At 71.9% G+C, this 20,637-nt stretch carries 15 protein-coding genes and 1 tRNA gene; 8 read left to right on the forward strand and 8 right to left on the reverse strand.

What is annotated here, in order from left to right; genetic code table 11:
• Positions 1-178 precede the first annotated feature (178 nt).
• The 8 genes from AB0B40_RS23480 (at position 179) to AB0B40_RS23515 (ending at position 13,849) form a co-directional block, all read left to right on the forward strand.
• Positions 179-811 carry a small secreted protein gene (locus AB0B40_RS23480; RefSeq protein ID WP_362265367.1) on the forward strand — a complete coding sequence of 211 codons (633 nt, stop codon included), beginning with the start codon at positions 179-181 and terminating at the stop codon, positions 809-811.
• Between the two features lie 166 nt (positions 812-977).
• Entirely contained in the window at positions 978-2,498 is a 1,521-nt protein-coding gene (locus AB0B40_RS23485) for a class I SAM-dependent methyltransferase (protein WP_345053383.1), read from the forward strand.
• 699 nt (positions 2,499-3,197) lie between these two features.
• A complete protein-coding gene (locus AB0B40_RS23490) occupies positions 3,198-3,395 on the forward strand; it encodes a hypothetical protein (protein WP_345053386.1) in 198 nt (65 codons plus the stop codon).
• 257 nt (positions 3,396-3,652) lie between these two features.
• On the forward strand, positions 3,653-6,508 hold the full coding sequence (gene topA / locus AB0B40_RS23495) for a type I DNA topoisomerase (RefSeq protein WP_362265370.1): 2,856 nt from the start codon (positions 3,653-3,655) through the stop codon (positions 6,506-6,508).
• A gap of 119 nt (positions 6,509-6,627) precedes the next feature.
• Complete coding sequence (tmk, locus tag AB0B40_RS23500) at positions 6,628-10,113, forward strand: dTMP kinase (protein WP_362265372.1); 3,486 nt, start codon at positions 6,628-6,630, stop codon at positions 10,111-10,113.
• A gap of 425 nt (positions 10,114-10,538) precedes the next feature.
• Positions 10,539-11,744 carry a DNA polymerase III subunit delta' gene (locus AB0B40_RS23505; RefSeq protein WP_345053392.1) on the forward strand — a complete coding sequence of 402 codons (1,206 nt, stop codon included), beginning with the start codon at positions 10,539-10,541 and terminating at the stop codon, positions 11,742-11,744.
• A gap of 307 nt (positions 11,745-12,051) precedes the next feature.
• Positions 12,052-13,662, forward strand: coding sequence for an alpha/beta hydrolase (locus AB0B40_RS23510; protein ID WP_362265374.1), 1,611 nt, complete (start codon positions 12,052-12,054; stop codon positions 13,660-13,662).
• A 110-nt stretch (positions 13,663-13,772) separates the two neighbouring features.
• Positions 13,773-13,849, forward strand: a tRNA-Thr gene (locus AB0B40_RS23515).
• A gap of 42 nt (positions 13,850-13,891) precedes the next feature.
• Here AB0B40_RS23515 and AB0B40_RS23520 read toward each other — a convergent pair.
• The 8 genes from AB0B40_RS23520 to AB0B40_RS23555 all read right to left on the reverse strand — a co-directional run bounded on the left by AB0B40_RS23520 (position 13,892) and on the right by AB0B40_RS23555 (position 20,517).
• Positions 13,892-15,298, reverse strand: a complete 1,407-nt coding sequence (locus AB0B40_RS23520) for a tyrosine-type recombinase/integrase (protein ID WP_362265376.1) — start codon at positions 15,296-15,298, stop codon at positions 13,892-13,894.
• Between the two features lie 65 nt (positions 15,299-15,363).
• Positions 15,364-15,564 carry a helix-turn-helix domain-containing protein gene (locus AB0B40_RS23525; protein ID WP_362265377.1) on the reverse strand — a complete coding sequence of 67 codons (201 nt, stop codon included), beginning with the start codon at positions 15,562-15,564 and terminating at the stop codon, positions 15,364-15,366.
• A 159-nt stretch (positions 15,565-15,723) separates the two neighbouring features.
• Positions 15,724-16,980, reverse strand: a complete 1,257-nt coding sequence (locus AB0B40_RS23530) for a DUF3631 domain-containing protein (RefSeq protein ID WP_362265379.1) — start codon at positions 16,978-16,980, stop codon at positions 15,724-15,726.
• 187 nt (positions 16,981-17,167) lie between these two features.
• Entirely contained in the window at positions 17,168-18,136 is a 969-nt protein-coding gene (locus AB0B40_RS23535) for a bifunctional DNA primase/polymerase (RefSeq protein ID WP_362265381.1), read from the reverse strand.
• A gap of 89 nt (positions 18,137-18,225) precedes the next feature.
• On the reverse strand, positions 18,226-18,672 hold the full coding sequence (gene ssb, locus AB0B40_RS23540) for a single-stranded DNA-binding protein (RefSeq protein ID WP_362265382.1): 447 nt from the start codon (positions 18,670-18,672) through the stop codon (positions 18,226-18,228).
• Between the two features lie 20 nt (positions 18,673-18,692).
• Positions 18,693-19,772, reverse strand: a complete 1,080-nt coding sequence (locus tag AB0B40_RS23545; RefSeq protein ID WP_362265384.1) for a phosphoadenosine phosphosulfate reductase family protein — start codon at positions 19,770-19,772, stop codon at positions 18,693-18,695.
• Between the two features lie 29 nt (positions 19,773-19,801).
• Complete coding sequence (locus tag AB0B40_RS23550) at positions 19,802-20,305, reverse strand: hypothetical protein (RefSeq protein WP_362265386.1); 504 nt, start codon at positions 20,303-20,305, stop codon at positions 19,802-19,804.
• 20 nt (positions 20,306-20,325) lie between these two features.
• Entirely contained in the window at positions 20,326-20,517 is a 192-nt protein-coding gene (locus tag AB0B40_RS23555; RefSeq protein ID WP_362265388.1) for a hypothetical protein, read from the reverse strand.
• Positions 20,518-20,637: the final 120 nt, after the last annotated feature.

Genomic DNA, 20,637 nt, shown 5'->3' on the forward strand with positions numbered 1-20,637 from the left:
TGGGGGGGGGGGGGCGCGCCCCGCCGCCCCGCCCCCCCCCCCCCCGCTCCCGTGTGTGTGATCACCCACGTCGTGACCCTTCTCTCTCATGGTGCAAAAGGTCACAAAAACCTACTGATGCCTCGCTCGGCACGGAGAGGCGGTCCGTCGGCCGTGTAAATTCCGGGGGCCGAGAGCCATGGAAGGGACCGATCCGGTGAACAAGAAGCTCGCGGCCGCGCTGTCCGGCGGTGCGGTACTGGTGGCGACGCTGTCGGGATGCAGCAGCAGCAGCGGTGACAAGGGGCCCGACCCCAAGCTGGTGTCCTGGGCCAAGACGGTGTGCGACGCGGTGCCCGCGCAGAACACGAAGATCAGGACGGCCAACGCGTCGATCGCGGCCATCGCCACGGACAGCAACCTCCCGCCCAAGAGCGCGCAGAAGACGTACGTGGAGGCCTTCCAGAACCTGGCCGACGGCTACAAGTCGCTCGCGGACGCCCTCGACGGTGCCGGAGCGCCGCCCGGCGTCGACGGTGGCGCCAAGCTGCAGCAGGACGCCGCCAAGAACCTCGCCGGCCTCTCCACGTCGTACGCCGACCTGAAGAAGAAGGTCGAGGGGCTCGACACCAAGGATCAGGGCAAGTTCGCCAAGGGCCTCAAGGAGGTCGCCAGCCAGACGAAGGAAGTCGGCAAGCAGGGCGACAACGGCACGCAGGCGCTGAAGCGGCTCGAGCAGGGCAAGGTCAAGGAGGCGATGGGCGAGGCGACCAGCTGCAAGGTCGCCGCATCCGCGACGGCACAGCCCACAGGGCAGGCGACCTCCGGCTGACATCGGCCGGCATGGGCCGGTACCGGTCGGCATCGGCGTCGGTCGGCATCGGCACTGGCCGGCATCGGCATCGGCGCCGGCGGCATCGGCAGCGGCCGGCATCGGCGTCGGTGAAGGGCTCGCGCGGAGTCGGCCCCGGGCAGCCGCCCCGGGCCACAATGGGGTCGTGACTGACTCCGGACTCGCTCCCCTGCCCGCTTCCGACCGGCCCGACACCGCCGCGCGCCTGAGGGACGCGCTGCTGGCCGCCTCCTTCACCGCCGACGGGCTGCTCGACCTGCTCGGCGCCGCCGCGTACGCGGCGCTGGCCCGCAGCGAGACCGTGCCCGCCCTCCGGGCCACCCGCGGCGACACGCCGCTGGAGACGCTCGTACGGCTGTTCCTGCTCCAGCAACCGGTGCCCCACGCGCGCGTGGCGTCCGTTCTGCCGGTCGAGGAGGCGCTGGCGGCCGGCTGGCTCGCGCGCGTGGGCGGCGACGAGGTGGCCGCGACCGTGGACGTGCGGCCGTACGGCGGTCCGGGCGGCGAGGACTGGTTCATCGTCTCCGACCTCGGCTGCGCGGTCGGCGGTGCCGGCGGCATCGGACAGCGTGACGAGGGCGTCGTCCTGGGCGTCGGCGGCGCCTCCACGACCCTCGCGGGCATCACCGTCCGCACCCCCGTCTCCTCCGCCCTCGACCTCGGCACCGGCTCCGGTATCCAGGCGCTGCACGCCGCCCAGCACGCCACACGCGTGACGGCGACCGATCTCAACCCGCGCGCGCTGCACATCACGGCGCTCACGCTGGCACTCTCCGGCGCGCCCGCCGCCGACCTGCGCGAGGGTTCGCTGTTCGAGCCGGTCCGGGCCGACGAGACGTTCGACCTGATCGTGTCCAACCCGCCGTTCGTGATCTCCCCGCGTGCCCGGCTGACGTACCGGGACGGTGGCATGGGCGGGGACGATCTGTGCCGCTCGCTCGTTCAGCAGGCGGGGGAACGGCTGAACGAGGGCGGTTTCGCACAGTTCCTCGCGAACTGGCAGCACGTGGCGGGGGAGGACTGGCAGGACAGACTCAGGTCGTGGGTGCCGCGCGGGTGCGATGCCTGGATCGTGCAGCGCGAGGTGCAGGACGTCACGCAGTACGCCGAGCTGTGGCTGAGGGACGCCGGTGACCACCGCGGTGACCCGGCGGAGTACCAGGCGCGGTACGACGCCTGGCTCGACGAGTTCGAGGCGCGCAAGGTGAAGGCGGTCGGCTTCGGCTGGATCACCCTGCGCCGGACCGGGTCCGCTGAGCCCGTCGTCACCGTGGAGGAGTGGCCCCACCCGGTCGAGCAGCCGCTCGGTGAGACGATCCGGGCGCACTTCGACCGCCTCGACTATCTCCGGGAGCACGACGACGCGGCGCTGCTGGACAGCCACTTCAAGCTCGGCGTCGAAGTGGTCCAGGAGCAGGTCGGGCTGCCCGGAGCCGAGGACCCGGAGCATGTGGTGCTGCGCCAGCACCGCGGCATGCGCCGGGCCACGAAGGTGGACACGGTCGGTGCCGGGTTCGCGGGCGTGTGTGACGGCACGCTGAGCGCGGGCCGCATCCTGGACGCCATCGCGCAGCTCGTCGGCGAGGACCCGGTACTGCTCCGCGACCGCACCCCCGCGCAGATCCGGCTGCTGGTGGAACAGGGCTTCCTGGAGCCGGTGCGCTGAGCCCGGGGGGCTGGGCCCGTGTGCGGTTCGTGCCCTTGGCGCGTGCGCCGGGCTCGTGTGCTGAGTCCGTCCGGTGTGCCGGGTCCGTGCCCGTCGGCCGTCCGGTGTGCCGGGTCCGTGCCCGTCGGCCCGTGCGCTGGGTCCGTGCGCTGGGTCCGTGCGCAGGGTCCGTGCGCAGGGTCCGTGCGCAGGGTCCGTGCGCTGAATCGGAGCCTGAGCCGGTGCGCTCGGCGGGCACCCTCGGCGGCACCCTGAGCGCACACACCGGGCGGGCGTGGGCCGGGGCACGGTCCGGGCGTGGCGCGGCGGGCGTGGCAGGGCACGGGTGTCGTTGCCCGGGAGCCGGGAGCCGGGAGCCGGGAGCCGGGAGCCGGGAGCCGGGAGCCGGGGCCTGGAGGCCGGGGCCGGGCGTGGCGCGGTAGCCGGAATCGAGCGGCTCGGAGGCCAGGCGTGCCGTCGGGTGCCGTGCCCGTACGCCGGGCGTCCATGCCGTCGTGGACGTCCGCCGGAGGCCGACGTGGCCCGTTTCCCGAAAACGGCCGGAAAAATATGGCCGACGAATCCGGAGCCCGCCCGTTCGTGCGTGAGTTCGATTACGTGTCGACCTCCCGTTCACCCCGATGTCGCCCGCCCGTCTCCCGTGCGTGCCACCCTCCGGGCGCTGGGCACAGCCGGAGACAGGGAAGGGGTGGCCGGGCGGTGGAGAGCGGACCGGCGATCTTCGCGGGAGTGGTGTTCGCCCTGTTCGGGGCCGGTCTGCTGACCTGGACCGGGACGCGTCTCAGGCGCCGGGAACCGGTAGCCCTCGGTGTGAGCAGGGTCGCATCGGCCACCGCCGCCGGCGTCGCCGGAACGGCCGCGCTGGCCCTCGGGGCGTACTGCCTGACCCGGCTCTGAGACCGGCGACGCCGTGTCCGCGGAGTAAGGGGAGCGCCACGCTCCGGACAGGGGTGAAGGGCGGGGCGGGCAGTCCGGGCGGCAGGAATGCCGGTAGTCGGGTTACCGTTCGAGTGGCCGTTGTGGGCTTTTCCCGTTTGACACGGGGGCGGGATGTAGCGTCACACTCCGCAGCGTCACACGAGCCAGCAGTACGCCGCGACCCCGGGACCATGGCCTGGGGAGGCCCCCAGCGTCGACCGGAGAGAAGAGCGAAGTTGTCCCCGACCAGCGAGACCGCACACGGCGGTCGCCGACTCGTCATCGTCGAGTCGCCTGCCAAGGCGAAGACGATCAAGGGCTATCTCGGCCCCGGCTACACCGTCGAGGCGAGTGTCGGGCACATCCGCGACCTTCCCAACGGCGCCGCGGAGGTGCCGGAGAAGTACACGGGCGAGGTTCGCCGCCTCGGTGTGGACGTCGAACACGACTTCCAGCCGATCTATGTGGTCAACGCCGACAAGAAGGCCCAGGTCAAGAAGCTCAAGGACCTGTTGAAGGACTCCGACGAGCTGTTCCTCGCCACCGATGAGGACCGGGAGGGCGAGGCGATCGCCTGGCACCTCCAGGAGGTCCTGAAGCCGAAGATCCCGGTCAAGCGCATGGTGTTCCACGAGATCACCAAGGACGCGATCCGCGAGGCCGTCGCCAACCCGCGCCAGCTCAACCAGAAGCTGGTCGACGCCCAGGAGACCCGCCGCATCCTCGACCGCCTCTACGGCTACGAGGTCTCCCCGGTGCTGTGGAAGAAGGTCATGCCCCGGCTGTCGGCCGGCCGCGTGCAGTCCGTCGCCACCCGACTCGTGGTGGAGCGGGAACGCGAGCGCATCGCGTTTCGTTCCGCTGAGTACTGGGACCTGACGGGCACCTTCGCCACCGGCCGCGCGGGGGACTCGTCGGACCCGTCGTCGCTGGTCGCCCGCCTCCAGACCGTCGACGGCAGGCGGGTCGCGCAGGGCCGTGACTTCGACTCCCTGGGACAACTCAAGAGCGCGAACACCCTCCCCCTCGACGAGGCGACCGCCCGCGCCCTCGCCGCCGCCCTGGAGGACACCCGCTTCTCCGTGCGTTCCGTCGAGTCCAAGCCGTACCGCCGCTCGCCGTACGCCCCGTTCCGTACGACGACGCTGCAGCAGGAGGCCAGCCGCAAGCTCGGCTTCGGCGCGAAGGCGACCATGCAGGTCGCGCAGAAGCTGTACGAGAACGGCTACATCACGTACATGCGTACGGACTCCACGACGCTGAGCGAGACGGCGATCGCCGCGGCCCGCGCCCAGGTCACGCAGCTGTACGGCGCCGACTACCTGCCGCCGCAGCCGCGGACCTACGCCGCCAAGGTGAAGAACGCTCAGGAGGCGCACGAGGCGATCCGTCCCTCGGGTGATCGTTTCCGCACGCCCGCGGAGACCGGCCTGACCGGTGACCAGTTCAAGCTCTACGAGCTGATCTGGAAGCGGACCGTCGCCTCGCAGATGAAGGATGCGACCGGTAACAGCGTGACCGTGAAGATCGGTGGCACCGCCGCCGACGGCCGGGACGTCGAGTTCAGCGCCTCGGGCAAGACGATCACCTTCCACGGCTTCCTGAAGGCGTACGTCGAGGGTGCCGACGACCCGAACGCCGAGCTGGACGACCGCGAGCGCCGGCTGCCGCAGGTCTCCGAGGGCGACGCGCTGTCCGCCGAGGAGATCACGGTCGACGGCCACGCCACCAAGCCTCCGGCCCGCTACACCGAGGCGTCCCTGGTCAAGGAGCTGGAAGAGCGCGAGATCGGCCGGCCCTCGACGTACGCGTCGATCATCGGCACGATCCTCGACCGCGGCTACGTGTTCAAGAAGGGCACGGCCCTGGTGCCGTCCTTCCTGTCCTTCGCCGTGGTGAACCTCCTGGAGAAGCACTTCGGGCGGCTCGTCGACTACGACTTCACCGCCAGGATGGAGGACGACCTCGACCGCATCGCCGCCGGTGAGGCGCAGGCCGTGCCGTGGCTGAAGCGCTTCTACTTCGGCGAGTCGGTGCCGAACAGCGGCTTCGCCGCGGGTGCCACGAGCGGCGCGGCCGACGCCGGCAACGGCGACGGGGACCACCTCGGCGGCCTCAAGGAGCTGGTGACGGACCTGGGCGCGATCGACGCGCGCGAGGTGTCCTCCTTCCCGGTGGGCAACGACATCGTGCTCCGTGTCGGCCGCTACGGCCCGTACATCGAGCGCGGCGAGAAGGACACCGAGCAGCACCAGCGCGCCGACATCCCGGACGACATGGCGCCCGACGAGCTGAGCGTCGAGCTGGCAGAGGAGCTGCTGGCCAAGCCCAGCGGCGACTTCGAGCTGGGCACCGACCCGGCCACGGGTCACACGATCGTCGCCAAGGACGGCCGCTACGGCCCGTACGTCACCGAGGTGCTTCCCGAGGGCACCCCGAAGACCGGCAAGAACGCGGTCAAGCCGCGCACCGCCTCCCTCTTCAAGTCGATGGCGCTCGACACGGTGACGCTCGACGACGCACTGAGGCTGATGTCGCTGCCGCGCGTCGTCGGCACCGACGCCGAAGGCCAGGAGATCACCGCACAGAACGGCCGCTACGGCCCGTATCTGAAGAAGGGCACGGACTCGCGTTCGCTGCAGACCGAGGACCAGCTCTTCACGATCACGCTGGAGGAGGCGCTGGCGATCTACGCCCAGCCCAAGCAGCGCGGTCGGGCCGCCGCCAAGCCGCCGCTGAAGGAGCTGGGCGAGGACCCCGTCTCCGGCAAGCCGGTCGTGGTCAAGGACGGCCGCTTCGGCCCGTACGTCACCGACGGCGAGACGAACGCCACCCTCCGCTCCGGCGACAGCGTCGAGGCGATCACTCCTGAGCGTGGTTTCGAGCTGCTCGCGGAGAAGCGCGCGAAGGGCCCGGCGAAGAAGACCGCGAAGAAGGCGGCGGCCAAGAAGACCGCCCCGGCGAAGAAGACCGCCGCCAAGAAGACGGCCGCGAAGAAGACCACGGCCGCGGCGAAGAAGGCGACCGCCACGAAGACCACCGCGAAGAAGGCGACGGCTTCGAAGACGGCGGCTTCCGGCACGGAGGACTGACCCCGTCGGTTCGCGCTCCCGCTGCGCGAGGCGCACGCCCCGGCATCACTTTGATGTCGGGGCTTGCGCATGCCAGACGGGTGAGGTGTGGTGTCAGCGCCTGCGGATAGGCTGAACGCATGACGCGAGCCGAGCAGCCAACGGCCCACCCCACAGCCCCGGACGACGCCCTGGTGGCGGACTCCCGCGAGCGCGCCGTGCGTTCTCTGCTGCGCCGACCGCAGCTGAGGCGCTTGTGGAGCGCGCAGCTGGTGAGTGGTGTCGGCGACGCCCTGTCCCTCCTCGTGCTGGTCGTCCTGGTCCTCCAGGCGGCGGTAGCCGAGGGGGCTTTCGGCGGTGGCTACCGAGGCGTGGCGTTCGCAGTGGCGACGGTCTTCGGCGCGCGCATCCTCGCCACGCTGCTCTTCGGCGCCGTTCTCCTCGGCCCGCTGACCTCGCTCACCGCCCAGGAGGGCCCGCTCGACCGCCGGTGGACCATGGTCGGTGCCGACGGCGTGCGCGCCGCGCTGCTGATCGTCGCGCCCCTGTGGATCGACTGGACCCCGGGCGACGCCCTCGCCGTCCTGCTGGTCACCGCCTTCGTCACCGGCGTCGCCGAGCGGCTGTGGAGCGTGTGCCGGGAGAGCGCCGCCCCCGCCCTGCTGCCCGGCCCGCCGCCGGAGGGCGCGACCGTACGGCCGCTGCCGGACCACATGGACGCCCTGCGCCGCCTCACGCTGCGCACCGGCTTCCTCGCGGTCCCGCTGGCCGCCGCCGCTCTGGTCGTCGCCGCCCTGCTGAACAATCTGCTGGGCACCGGCATCGCCTGGTTCGACCAGCACCAGGCGGCCCTCGCGTCGTACGTGGCGGCGGGGCTGTTCGCCGGCGCCCTGTCCGTGCTGACGTTCCTGGAACTGCCCGACACCCGCACCCCGCGCCCCCGGTCCCCGCTGGAGGGCCTGCGCCGCCCGCGCACCGGCGCCGGCGTCGACAAGGGCCGCACGGGCGTCATCCCGCTGCTGGTCCCGGCCTGTGCCGGGGTCGCCGGGGCGATCGCGGCTGCCGTCGCGGTGTGTGTGCTGCACGCCAAGGACCTGGGCGGCGGCCCGGTGCTCTACGGCCTGCTGGTGCTCGGCCTGACCGGCGGAGTCGCCATCGGCATCCGCACCGCCCCCGGGCTGCTGCCCTCGCTCTCCCGCCGCCGCCTGCTCGCCCTGGCCATCGCCGTCACCGGCATCGCTCTGCTGGCCGCCGGCCTGGTCCCGGACGTCACCACGGTCCTGCTGATCGTCACCCTGGCCGGTGCCGCCGCGGGCGTGGCCGCCAACACCGGGCACACCCTGCTCGACCAGGAGACCGAGGAATACCGCCGGGCGCGCACCACCGAGCACCTGCACGCCGTGGTGCGCGTCTTCATAGCGCTCGGCGCCCTGATCGCGCCCCTGGTCGCGGCGCTGATCGGCCCGCACCGGCTGGAGAACGGCAAGTTCGTCTTCGCGCACGGCGGCGCCGCCTTCACGCTGATGCTGGTCGGTGCGCTGCTGCTGCCGGTGGCCGCGCTGGTGCTCGCCAAGGTCGACGACCGCTCCGGTGTGCCGCTGCGCCAGGACCTCAAGGACGCGCTGCTCGGCGGCGACGACCCGGTGACCGCCCCGGCGGCGAACGGCTTCTTCATCGCCCTGGAGGGCGGTGACGGCGCCGGCAAGTCCACCCAGGCCGAGGCCCTCGCCGAGTGGATCCGCGCCAAGGGCCACGAGGTCGTGCTCACCCGCGAGCCGGGGGCCACCCCGGTCGGCAAGCGGCTGCGCTCGATCCTGCTGGACGTGTCCTCGGCGGGCCTGTCGCACCGCGCGGAGGCGCTGCTGTACGCCGCCGACCGCGCGGAACACGTCGACACGGTCGTACGCCCCGCCCTGGAGCGCGGCGCGGTGGTCATCTCCGACCGCTACATCGACTCCTCCGTCGCCTACCAGGGGGCCGGCCGCGACCTGTCCCCGACCGAGATCGCCCGCATCAACCGCTGGGCCACCGACGGGCTCGTCCCGCACCTCACCGTCCTGCTGGACGTCTCCCCGGAGACCGCCCGCGAGCGGTTCACCGAGGCGCCGGACCGGCTGGAGTCGGAGCCGGCGGAGTTCCACACGCGCGTGCGGTCCGGTTTCCTCACGCTGGCGGCCTCCGACCCCGGCCGCTACCTGGTCGTGGACGCGGGGCAGGAACCCGAGTCCGTCACCACCGTGATCCGGCACCGCCTGGACACCGTGCTGCCGCTGTCCGAGGCCGAGATCAAGGCTCAGGAGGAGGCCCGGCGCAAGGCCGAGGAGGAGGCCCGCCGCAAGGCCGAGGAAGAGGCCGCCCGCAAGGCCGAGGAGGAGCGCCTGGAACGCGAACGCCAGGAGCAGCTCGCCAAGCTGCGCGCCGAAGAGGAGGAGCGCAAGCGGCGCGAGCTGGAGGAGGCGCAGCGGCGCGAGGCCGAACGGCAGGCGGAGGAGGCCCGGCTGCGGGCCGAGGAAGCGGCCAGGCGTGCGGAGGAGGAGCGGCAGCGGCTGCTCGCCGAGGAGAAGGCGCGCGCCGAGGAGGAGGCCCGCCGCAAGGCCGAGGAGGAGCGGCGGCGCAGGCAGGCCGAGGAGGAAGCTCGGCTGCGAGCCGAGGAGGAAGCCCGGCAGGCCCGGTTGCGCGCGGAGGAAGAGGCCCGGCAGGCCCGGTTGCGTGCGGAGGAGGACGCCCGGCGCCTGGAGGCGCAGCGCAAGGCGGAAGAAGCGCTGCTGCGCGCCGAGGAGGCCCGTCGGCAGGCGGCCGAGGCCGCGGCGGCGGCCGACGCGGCCGCCCGCAGGCCCAGCGCGCCCCGGCCGTCGGCACCTGGCGTGGCTCCCGACGCCGCCACGGCGCCCACACCGGTCGTGTCCCCGGCTGCGGCCCGGGGCGCCGACGAGACCGTCGCGACGCCGGTGGTGTCGCCGGACGCCCAGGCCCCGGGCGCTGCGGGGCACCGCCCGGACGGGCGGACGACGGAGCCGCGGAACACTCGGAGCACGGACGACACGACGGTGCTGCGGCCGGTACGCGAGGAGCGCGGCGGCTTCGCCCCCGACGCGCAGGGTTTCCGTTCGGACCCCGAGGGCTTCCACCCGGACCCCGAGGTGACCACCGAACTGCCGCAGCCGCCGGTGGCCACCGGACCGGCGGAGGAGACGGCGGTGCTGCCGCGGGTGCCTGCGGGCGCGGCGGACGAGACGGCCGTGCTGCCGCAGGTGTCCGCCGGCGGTACGGCCGAGGCGCCGCGGGTGCCTGTGGGCGCGGCGGACGAGACGGCCGTGCTGCCGCCGGTACGGGACGGTGATCCGGCGGACCGGGTGCCGTCCGGCTACTTCCGGGACGAGCGGCCCGCCGCGGGCCCCGACGGCTCCGAGCCGCGCACCCGTGAGATGCCCCAGGTCGACGCCGACGGCACGCCCCGCCGCCGCCCGCGCTCCGACTGGGCCGAGGAGACCCCGCTGGACGACCTGCCGACGCTGGCCGACGAACTGCTGGGCTCGTACGACGAGCCGGAGCGCGGCGACCAGGGCGGCGACCAGGGTGGCGGCGAGGAGCAGCAGGGCCGCAGGGGCCGCGGCCGACGCGGCTGACCGGCAGCCGTTTCTCCGGAAGGGGAGGCGTCCACGGGTACCGGCGAGGGCCGGTGCCGGTGGACGCCTTCTTCCATCTGCGCGCGCAGGCCGACGCCGGGCCGCCGTCGCCGCCCGGATCGGGGGCGCGCACCGGTGGGCGGCACGGTGGGCGCGCACGGCGGGCGCCTCCTGTCGACGTTGGCCGCCGTGGCTGCCGGGCCACCGGATTCCGGCCTGGACTGCCGGGCCACGGCGACGAAGGGCCACCGGCGAGGGTCGGCACGCCGCGAGGAGGCCCGCCGACGGGGCCGGCACCGCGAGAGCCGACCCCGCCGGTGGGCCTCGGCACCGCCAGGGCCGCGTGGACCGTGGGCTTCGTTGTCAGTGGCCACCCGCACAATGGATGACGGCAAGCGGAGTGTGACGGAAGGGCGGCGTGACCCATGACCGTGTGGGACGACCTCGTCGGGCAGGAGAAGGTGAGCGCGGTGCTCGACGCCGCCGCGCGGGACGCCGACGCCCTCGTCACGGCCGTCAGGGCGGACGAGCCGGTGCCCGAGGCGTCGAAGATGACCCATGCCTGGCTGTTCACGGGGCCGCCCGGCGCGGGCCGCAACCAGGCGGCGCGGGCCTTCGCCGCGGCACTGCAGTGCGTGAGCCCCGACCGCGCGCTCGGCGGCGCACCCGGCTGCGGCTTCTGCGACGGCTGCCACACCGCGCTGCTCGGCACCCACGCGGACGTCACGACGGTCGCCGCGGTCGGCTCCGAAATCCTGGTCAAGGACATGCGCGACACGGTCCGCAAGTCGTTCACCGCCCCGGCGACCGGCCGCTGGCAGATCATCCTGGTCGAGGACGCCGAGCGGCTGAACGAGAAGTCGGCCAACGCGGTCCTCAAGGCCGTCGAGGAGCCCGCCCCGCGCACGGTGTGGCTGCTGTGCGCGCCCTCCGTCGAGGACGTCCTGCCGACCATCCGCTCCCGCTGCCGCCACCTGAACCTGCGCACGCCGTCCGTCGAGGCGGTGGCCGACATGCTCGTACGGCGCGACGGCATCGAGCCCGAGGTCGCCGCGTCCGTCGCGCGCGCCACCCAGGGCCACGTCGACCGGGCCCGCCGGCTGGCCACCGACCCGGCCGCCCGCGAACGCCGGGCCGCCGTCCTGAAGCTGCCGCTGCGCCTCGACGAGGTCGGCGCCTGCCTCAGGGCCGCGCAGGAGCTGGTCGACGCGGCCGCGGAGGACGCCAAGCAGCTCGCCGAGGAAATGGACGGCAGAGAGACCGAGGAGCTGAGGACGGCGCTCGGCGCCGGCCAGGGCGGCCGGATGCCGCGCGGCACCGCGGGGGTGATGAAGGACCTGGAGGACATGCAGAAACGCCGCAAGACCCGCACGCAGCGCGACAGCCTGGATGTCGCCCTCGGCGACCTCACCGCCTTCTACCGTGACGTCCTCGCCCTGCAGCTGGGCACGCGCGTGGCGATCGCCAACGCCGATGCGGGGGATGCCCTGGACCGGCTGGCCCGCGGCAGCACCCCTGAGTCCACACTCCGCCGCATCGAGGCGGTCTCCGCGTGCCGGGACGCCCTGGACCGCAATGTGGCACCGCTCCTGGCGGTGGAGGCGATGACGATGGCTTTGAGAGCGGGTTGACCCTTCCCGCGCCGGCCCCCGACAACGCGATGGGCCCGGGTCGGCTCGTATGACGACGGGTGACGGGTGACGGGTGACGGGCGACGGGCGACGGGCGACGGGAGCGGGCGACGGGCCGGGATCGGGCCATGGGCCGGGGTCGGCTCGTGCGGCGACGACGGGCGAGGGCCGGAACCGTGGCGATGAGCCGGGCCGGCTCGTGTGGCGACGGGCCGGACCTGGGACGAGGATGTGGCCGTGTCCCTCGTAGGAGGCACCCATGTCCACTCACCGCGCCCGAGCGATCCCGCAACGTTACTCTCGCCAGATGCACACCAGGCGATCTCCCCGCTTCCGCCGGACCGGGGGCCCCCGCACCCGGACGACGGCCCGTCTCGCAGCCACCCTCCTCACGGCCACGGCACTGTTCGCGTCCGCGTGCTCCGCGGGAAGCCCGACCACATCGGCCGGCGGGACGGTGGAGGCGGCGCTCGCCGCGCTGCCGCGTTCGACGCCGTCGGCGCTGACGCCGTACTACGAGCAGCGGCTGCGCTGGCGCGACTGCGGTGTCGCCGGGTTCCAGTGCACGACGATGCGGGCCCCGCTGGACTACGCCGATCCCGGCGCGGGCACCGTCCGGCTGGCCGTCGCCAGGAAGAAGGCCACCGGCAACGGCAAGCCGCTCGGCTCGCTGCTGGTCAACCCCGGTGGTCCGGGCGGTTCGGCCATCGATTACCTCCAGCAGTACGCGGGCCTCGGCTACCCGGAACAGGTCCGCGCCCGCTACGACATTGTGGCCATGGACCCGCGGGGAGTCGCCCGCAGCGAGCCCGTCGAATGCCTCGACGGGCGGCAGATGGACGCGTACGCGCAGACGGACCAGACGCCCGACGACCAGCGGGAGCGGGACGCGCTGGTCGCGGCGTACCGGAAGTTCGCGGAGAGCTGCGGGACCCACTCGGCGCGACTGCTGCGGCACGTCTCCACCGTGGAGGCGGCACGGGACATGGACATCCTGCGCGCAGTGCTCGGGGACCGGAAACTGAACTACGTCGGGGCGTCGTACGGCACGTTCCTCGGGGCGACGTACGCAGGCCTGTTCCCCGGGCGGGTCGGCCGGATGGTGCTGGACGGTGCGATGGACCCGTCCGTGGACGCACTCAGGCTGAACCTGGACCAGGCGGCGGGGTTCGAAACGGCGTTCCAGGCGTTCGCGAAGGACTGCGTACGGCACACCGACTGCCCGCTCGGCGGGAAGGGTACGACGCCCACGCAGGTCGGCGACCACCTCCAGGCGTTCTTCCGCCGGCTGGACGCCCATCCCGTCCCGCCCGCCGACGCGGACGGCCGCGAGCTCGGAGAGGCGCTGGCCACCAACGGGGTGATCGCGGCGATGTACGACCAGGGATCCTGGGGTGAACTGCGCGCGGCGCTGAACTCGGCGATGAAGGAGCAGGACGGCGCCGGCCTGCTGGCCCTCTCCGACAGTTACTACGAGCGGGACGCGAGCGGTCACTTCAGCAACCTGATGATGGCCAACGCCGCCGTGAACTGCCTGGACCTGCCGCCGGCCTTCAGCGGGCCCGAGGACCTGGAGAAGAACCTGCCGGCGTTCGAGAAGGCGTCCCCGGTCTTCGGCCCGGGGCTGGCCTGGGCCTCACTGAACTGCACGTACTGGCCGGTGCGGGCCACGGGTGAGGCGCACCGCATCGAGGCCAAGGGGGCGGCGCCGATCGTGGTGGTCGGCACGGTCCGCGACCCGGCGACACCGTACCGCTGGGCCCGTTCCCTGGCCGGCCAGCTCTCCTCGGCCCGCCTGCTGACCTACGACGGCGATGGCCATACGGCGTACGGCCGGGGCAGCGCCTGCATCGACACGGCGATCGACACCTACCTCCTGCGGGGCACCCCGCCGACTGCCGGAAAGCGCTGCTCATAGCCCCTGTAACCCGCCCCGGAGCCACCCGCCCCGGGGCGGGTACTGAGCACCCACGGAAACTGTGTAGACTTACCGACGTTGCTGATCGCACCATAGTGCGGGCAGCGCGCGCCGCTTTAGCTCAGATGGCCAGAGCAACGCACTCGTAATGCGTAGGTCTCGGGTTCGAATCCCGAAAGCGGCTCCACTGGAACCCAGCTCAGACGGTGTCTGAGCTGGGTTTTCTCGTTCAGCGGATGCGACGGCGACGCTGGGCGCGGGCCGCGCGGCTACCGCCGGTCTCAGTTCTGGTCTCAGTTGGGGGTTCCGGCGCGGGGTCCGCGCTGGCCGGGCGGGGCATGAAGTGGTCCCCCATGCGACGCATCGCATCCTTCGAGAGGTGTGACCGACCCTGCACGTACCGCCGGGTCTGACTGATCTGGGTATGCCGCAGGATCTCCATGATCGTGGGCATGTCGACCCCGAGTTCGTTCAGGATGGTGCCGGCGGTGTGGCGGCTGCCGTCGTAAAGGCGACGGTCGTCGATTCCGGCTTCCGCCAACAGTTCCTTGAATTCCTCCCAGTCCTGTCGGGGATCGAGCGGGCGGCCGTCCGGCCGGCTGAAGACCAGCTTGTGCTCCTCCCACGCGTCGCCTGCTTCGGCGCGAGCCTCCTCCTGCTGTGCCTGGTGCTCGCGCAGGTACGGGATGAACGGCGGCGGAATCGGTACGGCGTTCCTGCTCTTCTTGGTCTTGGGCCGGGTGAAGACCAGGCCGCCGTCCTTCCGCTCGGGGCAGGCGCGGGCGTGCCTCGTGCAGCCCTTCGGGCATGGCTTCGGGCAGCCGCGCTTGTATCCCTTGTGGGTGGTGCAGCCGTCCGGGCACGGCTCGAACCGGTGGAATTTGGCACCGCACGCGTGGGGGGACTTGCAGCCGTGCCGCCAGGTGAGGCGCTGAAGCTGCCACTGAGGACGGAACAGCTCGTTGTCGAAGTCGACGTACGGCCACCTCAAGCCAAGGGTTTCACCCTGCCGGAAGCCCATTCCGACGCCGACGCACCATCGCATGAACGTGGGGCGCTTGGCGGCGGCTTCCAGGAACGCCTTCGCCTCTTCAGTCGTGAACGGGTTCGCCTCGGTCTCGTCGACCGTCGGGGGATCCACGAGGGTGGCGACGTTCTCAACGATCAGACGGCGGCGGTGGGCGATTTTCAGCGCGCGCGACAGGATGCGGTGCACTTTGAGCACGTGCGAGGGGGCGTGTCCCTCGTTGAGCATGACGCGGTACATCCGCTCCAGATGCTCCGGCTGGAGCTTGTCGAGCCGGTGTTTTCCGATGCCAGGGATGATGTCGTTCCTGGTCTTGGACCAGTAGTCGTCCAGCGAACGCGGCTTGAGCTTCAGGGACGCGATGTCGGTGAGGTAGGCGGTCATCCACTGCTCTACGGTCGGCTTGCGGCCGGCCTTGGGCGCGCGTCCCTTGTCACGCTGGTCTTCCAGTTCGCGGACCTTGCGCCTGACTTCGGCTTCCGTCCGGGCGCGACGGTGGCGCCGGTCGGGACTGCCGTCGTCTTTGACGCCCATGGTGACGCGTCCGTGCCACCAGCCGTCGCTGCCCTTGTAGATGGACGACTCCAAGTTCCGATTGCGGGTGCTCATGCACTCCTCCATGCAGGAAGCCGCCCCGGAGCAGGTGTCCGGGACGGCTTCGCGGGTGGGCCGGTTCAGTTGGGGAGCAGTTCGAGGCTGTTCGCGTAGTCCTCAAGGACGTCCCAGCGGATGCGGCGGGAACGTCCGCGCTTGACGTACTTGAGCTCGCCGGCGGCCATCAGCTCGTAGACGGTGGAACGGCCGAAGCGGAGAACCTTGGCGGCTTCCTCCGGGGTGTAGAGCAACTGGGTGTGGGCGAGTGCGGGGGTACTCATCGGGGCGTACTCCTCGGGCGCTCTGGGTTCTGGGGATCCGCAACATCCGCCACGCCGCAACATTGCTGGTCAGCGGCTCGAATCTGTGGCGGATGCCGTTTCTGTTGCGGATAGGTGCCGCCGCGCGGGGCACGCGGCGGCGCTTCGGTATGCGACTGGTCAGCCGACGCTGCGGAGGGTGCATGTGTCGGTTTCCGCGAACATGTGGCGGCTCTCGGAAGGGACTTCCGCCACAGATTCACCCCCGTTGACCTGCGATGTTGCGGACGTTGCGGATGTTGCGGACTTCTCAGGGGGAGGGGGGCAGTAGCGCATCCACGCGTCGCTGAGATCGTCCGCGTAGTAGCCCTTGGGGGTGCCGCTGCCGACCCGGATGCCACGGGGCTTGATGGGGGTGTTGTCGGGGCGCACGTACTGGCTCAGGAGCTTGGACAGGGCGCGCGCGGTGAGCGGCTTGACGCTCTGTCCGTCCTCGCTCAGGTCGGCCCACGGAGCGTCGTCCAGCGCGAGCAGGACTTCGAGGATGGCGGCCGTGGGCATCCGGTCGGCACCGCAAAACACCCGGTCACGCAAGTCGGTCAGCAGGCGTACCCCGAGGGACGCTTCGTCTCCCTGCGTGGCGGCCTTGATGAGCGCGACGCAGGCGGCGCGGGCCCGGTCGGGCCAGTGCCCGCCGGCCGCATCCGCCACCGCGAGCAGGGGTTCCCACACGTCCGCGGGCCGGTCGGAGACGCCCTCGGGCATCTCGGGCCAGGCGCCTGCGATCTCGTCGTGCACGGTGGTGGCCCAGTCCGCGAGCCGGTCCCGCAGCGCGTGCCCCTGCTTCTCGTGGACGCGCCGACGGTACGGTTCGACCTTCTCGTTCGGGGCTTTCTTGCGCATGCGGATGATGACGGAGCGGGTCAGGATCGTGTCCGGGAGCGAGCCGAGTCCGGCCATCGCGACCGCACAGAACGAGGAGAACCACTCCGTGCTCTGGTTGGAGCCGTCCCCGACGCAGCGCAGGGACTTGGCGCCGCGCCGGTAGCCGGAGTTGAGGAACCCGCGGACTTCCTCGTTGCCGCCGGCCTTGGGGCCGAACACGGTGTCGATCTCATCGAAGAGCAGGGTGGGCGTTCCGCCGTCGGCTTCCACGAGGCGGAACAGGGCGTTGGCGGACGCGTTGACGGTGGTGGCCGCGCGCGGGGTGAGGGTCTCCACGATCTCCAGGGCGCGGGACTTGCCCGATCCGGGTTCCGGGGAGAGGAAGGCGAGGCGGGCGGTGCCGTCGTAGGCGTCGATCAGGTGGGCGTGCGCGTCCCACAAGGTGACAGCGACGTAGGCGTGTTCGGTGGGGAAGACGTTGAAGCGGCGGTGGAAGGCTTCCACCTCATCCAGTAGCGCGGCGCCGTCGATGGGGGCGTTGGGCTTGGTCATGCGGCGTTCCTCCCTTCGAAGTGACGGGACGGGCACAGGGTGCGGTGAGCCGAGAGGAAGAGCTGAAAGGACGCCCTTCGGGCGACCTTCTCTCGGCCGCCCACGATGCCGCCGTACGCGGGCGGGGCGTCCTGCGGCCCGTACGGGGGCAGGGGCAGGCAATCCAGGTGGGGGGAGTGTGAGGTGGTCATGCGGCGTCCCGTGGGGTGGCGTGGGCGGTGATCCATTCCATGGCGCTGCGGATCGTCGTGCGGCACTCGGCAGCCGACAGGCCCGTCGACTCCCCCGCCGCCTGGATTGCCTCTTCGACCGTGTGCCGGGGGATGTGTCCCCAGGCCACGAACCGGGCCACCTTGCAGGCACTGCGGTACAGCGTGTTGTTGCGCCCGCCGGGCCCGCCCTTGCCAGCCGCAGCCACGACCGCGCATTCGCGTTCCAGCGCGGTACGGGCGGCCTTCGTGCCGTCCCACACCCGGGTCAGGGCGGGCGGCTGCGCCGGTTTCGCGGGTTCGGTGAGCTGGGTGCCCAGCCATTCGGGCAGCGGCGCCACCTCGGCCGCTTCGGCGACTTCGTAGGTGCCCTGGGGGGTAGTGCTGCCTGCGGCGACGACGTAGCCGCCCCAGGCCCGGGTGTCGATGTGGGGACCGAGCTTCTTCACCGTGCACTTCAGCCGGGCGCCGGGCGGGGCGGTGAAGTACAGGTGTTGGCCCCCGCTGGGAGTCCGCACCCGGTAGGTGAGCGGGAAGGGCTCGCTGGCGCGCTCGCAGAGCGCGTTGAAAGAAGTGGCGCCGTCAGGCGCTCCTTCCTGCTCTTCCGGTTTCGGCACGTCCAGGTCGACGACGAGCAGACCGGCCGGGCCGGTCGCGATCCCCACGTTGTACGGGTGGTTGGCCCACGCGGTGTGGATCAGGTCGGGGTCGGTGGTGGCACGCTGCTCCGGTGTGCGGTGCCCGCCCGCACACCGGCCGGTGCGCGGGCAGTCGCGTTCCGGGTGGCCCGACGGCCGTTTGGCGCCCGGGTGCAGGGGGATGACGGGCCAGCCGCGCTCTGCGCACAGCAGCGCGGCGGCCAGCAGGTGCAGGCTTTCCAGGGCCACGGTCACCGGCTGGCCCGTGCTCCGGTCGTCTGCTCGCGGGATGGCGGCGGGTTGGGTCATGCTGGATTCCTCCAACAGGTCTGTTGTGGACTGGTTGGCCGGGGCGGTCGCGTGTCTTTGGCGAGATCGGGCGACCGCCCCGGGCACGGCTAGAACGGCGGTTCGGCGTCCGCGGCGGCGGTGCTGCCCGGGGTGTTCCACGGGTCGCCGGCCGGGGCGGCGCTGTTGGCGCGCTTGGCGTTGACGGTGACGGTGGTGAAGCGGACGGACGCGCCGATGTCGTCGATTTCGACGGCGAGCATGGACCGCTTCTCGTTCTGGTCGGTGGTCCAGTCGTGCTGGCGCATCCGGCCGGTGGCCACGACCCGCGAGCCCTTGCTCATGGATTCGGCGACGTGTTCGGCGAGGGTGCGCCAGGCGGCGCAGCGGTAGAAGGCGGTGGTGCCGTCCTTCCACTGGTTCGACGTGCGGTCGAAGCTGCGCGGGGTGACGGCGATGGTGAACTTGGCGAGGGCGGCGCCGCCTTCGGTGAACTTCAGCTCGGGGTCGTCGGTCAGGTTGCCGACCAGGGTGATGGGGGTTTCTCCAAACGACATGCTGTCTCCTGAGTCAGGGGTTAGGCGGCTTCTGCCGGGCGGGCGAACGTGGCGTACTGGTTGGGAGTGATCAGGCCGGTGTCGCGCCATTCGGCGAGCAGATCGGCTTGTCCGTCGAGGACGGTGCACTTGGCGCACAACCGGCCGGCCGGGCGGCGTCGGGTGCGCTCGCCGGGCGGACGCTGCCCCCACTTGCAGGCGGGCAGTCCGGCAGCCTCGGCCTCCTGCTCCAACTCCCGCAGGGGCTTGGTGGCGTGGGGGTAGAAGAACTCGATCTCATCGAGTTCGCCGGGCTTGGCGAACGCCCCGCACAGGCACTCCCCGGACATGTGCAGATGAACGGTGACTTCGTTCAGCGGCAGCGCGTTCGGGGTGCACAGCATGTGGTCGGCGTGCTGGTGCGGGAGTGTGCACCGGTGGCGGGCGCGGTATTCGCGCATGTGGGCATCGGTCCAGTGCACGATCGGAGAGACCCAGATCAGGGCGCCTTCGCGGTCGACCTCTTCGGCGTTGCGGAACCGCCGGTCTGTCTCGGCCCACCGCATGCCGCCCAGGTAGACGACATTGCGGGTGCGTCCGTGGCGGCCGATGATCTGCCCACGCAGCCGTTGCAGCGGCTCATCCTTCAACCTGCGGTACATCACAGAGTGCCCGGCCGGGCCAGGGAAGTCCTTCCATACCTGCCGGCCGATGTTCTTGCCTCGCGTGGACAGCACCTTGCCGAGCACGAGATCCCGGTAAGAGTGCCGGGGGTGCAGCTCATGCAGGGGCAGGCCCCAGGCGGTGACCACGTCGCGGACGTGCTGGGTGGTCTCGGGAATGCCGGTTCCGGTGTTGACGTGGGCGATCGCGCCCACGCGGTGGCGGAACAGGTGGTTGACGATGACGGAGTCGTTGCCGCCAGAGAACAGCCCGATCGTGGCGACCACAGGGAAAGCGGCCAGCACCCGATCGAGGATGGCGTGGGAGCGAGCTATGGCGTCGTCCAAGGTCATGGCCTCGGGGTCGGCGTCTGCCTTAGGTGGCTTCTTGGGGAGCAGGGAGGGCATGCCGGGGAACATGTCCCCGGCTAACTGCCGCTTGGCGTTGCGGCTGGTCATGCAGGCCTCACCTTCGATGCGGATCGAGGTCAGCGGTGCAGTTCGTTGCGGTTGCGGGCGATCAACCCGTACGCGGGCGCGGTGATCGTGTTGGTCTCCTGCCGCACGGGCCCGGCGTAGTGGTGGTGGGTTTCCGTACGGACACCCCGCAGGGAGCGCAGGGCCGATCCGACGGCGGCGACGACCGCGGCCACGCCGGCGATGGGCAGGGTGACGAACAGAACCGAGGTAAGGGTGACCGCGGCGAAGCCCTGGCAGGCGAGCCAGATCCCGCACCCGATCCCCACGCAGGTGGCGCCGACGCCGATGCCGGCCACGGCGGTGCCCGCGGCCCAGGCCGGGACGATCCGGTGGTCCGGCTGCGGGACGGGCGGGGTAGGGCCGTAGGCGGGCAGGGGGCTGGTGTCGCGGTAGAAGGCCGGCATTTGGGGGGTGGGCCGGTAGGCGTCGGCGATGACCCGGCGGGCTTCCGCGGTGGCTTCGGCGTCGGTCATCCGCGGCTGCCAGGCCGCACTGTGGTCGTACTCGGGCATGACGGGATCTCCCGGCAGGGTCAGGTGAGGTGGCGGGCGGCCTCGGCGAGCGCGAGGCACATGGCGCGGACGGGTCCGGCGGCGCCGGTTCCGGCGGTGAAGAACCCGAACAGGAAGAGCACGAGCGCGCTGAACGGTCCGAGGTAGCGGCCGCGCAGCAGGACGATGGCCAGCACCCCGAAGAGGGCGACGGCGGACAGGGAAACGATCACGAGTGGTCTCCCGGAAACAGGGCGGGCAGCACCCTCTTGCCGGGTGCTGCCCGCGTGGTGGCTTGTCGCGTTGCTTGTCGTCTGTGCTTGTCGTGCGGCTTGTCGCTTGTCTTGTCTTGT

Source organism: Streptomyces sp. NPDC042638, assembly GCF_040647235.1.
GTDB classification, from domain to species: domain Bacteria; phylum Actinomycetota; class Actinomycetes; order Streptomycetales; family Streptomycetaceae; genus Streptomyces; species Streptomyces rameus.

Bases quoted from the DNA above. Each gene is read 5' to 3' on its own strand.
- AB0B40_RS23480 (WP_362265367.1), top strand. From the start codon at position 179: ATGGAAGGGACCGATCCGGTGAACAAGAAGCTCGCGGCCGCGCTGTCC.
- tmk (WP_362265372.1), top strand. From the start codon at position 6,628: ATGACGCGAGCCGAGCAGCCAACGGCCCACCCCACAGCCCCGGACGAC.
- AB0B40_RS23505 (WP_345053392.1), top strand. From the start codon at position 10,539: ATGACCGTGTGGGACGACCTCGTCGGGCAGGAGAAGGTGAGCGCGGTG.
- AB0B40_RS23510 (WP_362265374.1), top strand. From the start codon at position 12,052: ATGCACACCAGGCGATCTCCCCGCTTCCGCCGGACCGGGGGCCCCCGC.
- AB0B40_RS23520 (WP_362265376.1), bottom strand. From the start codon at position 15,298: ATGAGCACCCGCAATCGGAACTTGGAGTCGTCCATCTACAAGGGCAGC.
- AB0B40_RS23525 (WP_362265377.1), bottom strand. From the start codon at position 15,564: ATGAGTACCCCCGCACTCGCCCACACCCAGTTGCTCTACACCCCGGAG.
- AB0B40_RS23530 (WP_362265379.1), bottom strand. From the start codon at position 16,980: ATGACCAAGCCCAACGCCCCCATCGACGGCGCCGCGCTACTGGATGAG.
- AB0B40_RS23535 (WP_362265381.1), bottom strand. From the start codon at position 18,136: ATGACCCAACCCGCCGCCATCCCGCGAGCAGACGACCGGAGCACGGGC.
- ssb (WP_362265382.1), bottom strand. From the start codon at position 18,672: ATGTCGTTTGGAGAAACCCCCATCACCCTGGTCGGCAACCTGACCGAC.
- AB0B40_RS23545 (WP_362265384.1), bottom strand. From the start codon at position 19,772: ATGACCAGCCGCAACGCCAAGCGGCAGTTAGCCGGGGACATGTTCCCC.
- AB0B40_RS23550 (WP_362265386.1), bottom strand. From the start codon at position 20,305: ATGCCCGAGTACGACCACAGTGCGGCCTGGCAGCCGCGGATGACCGAC.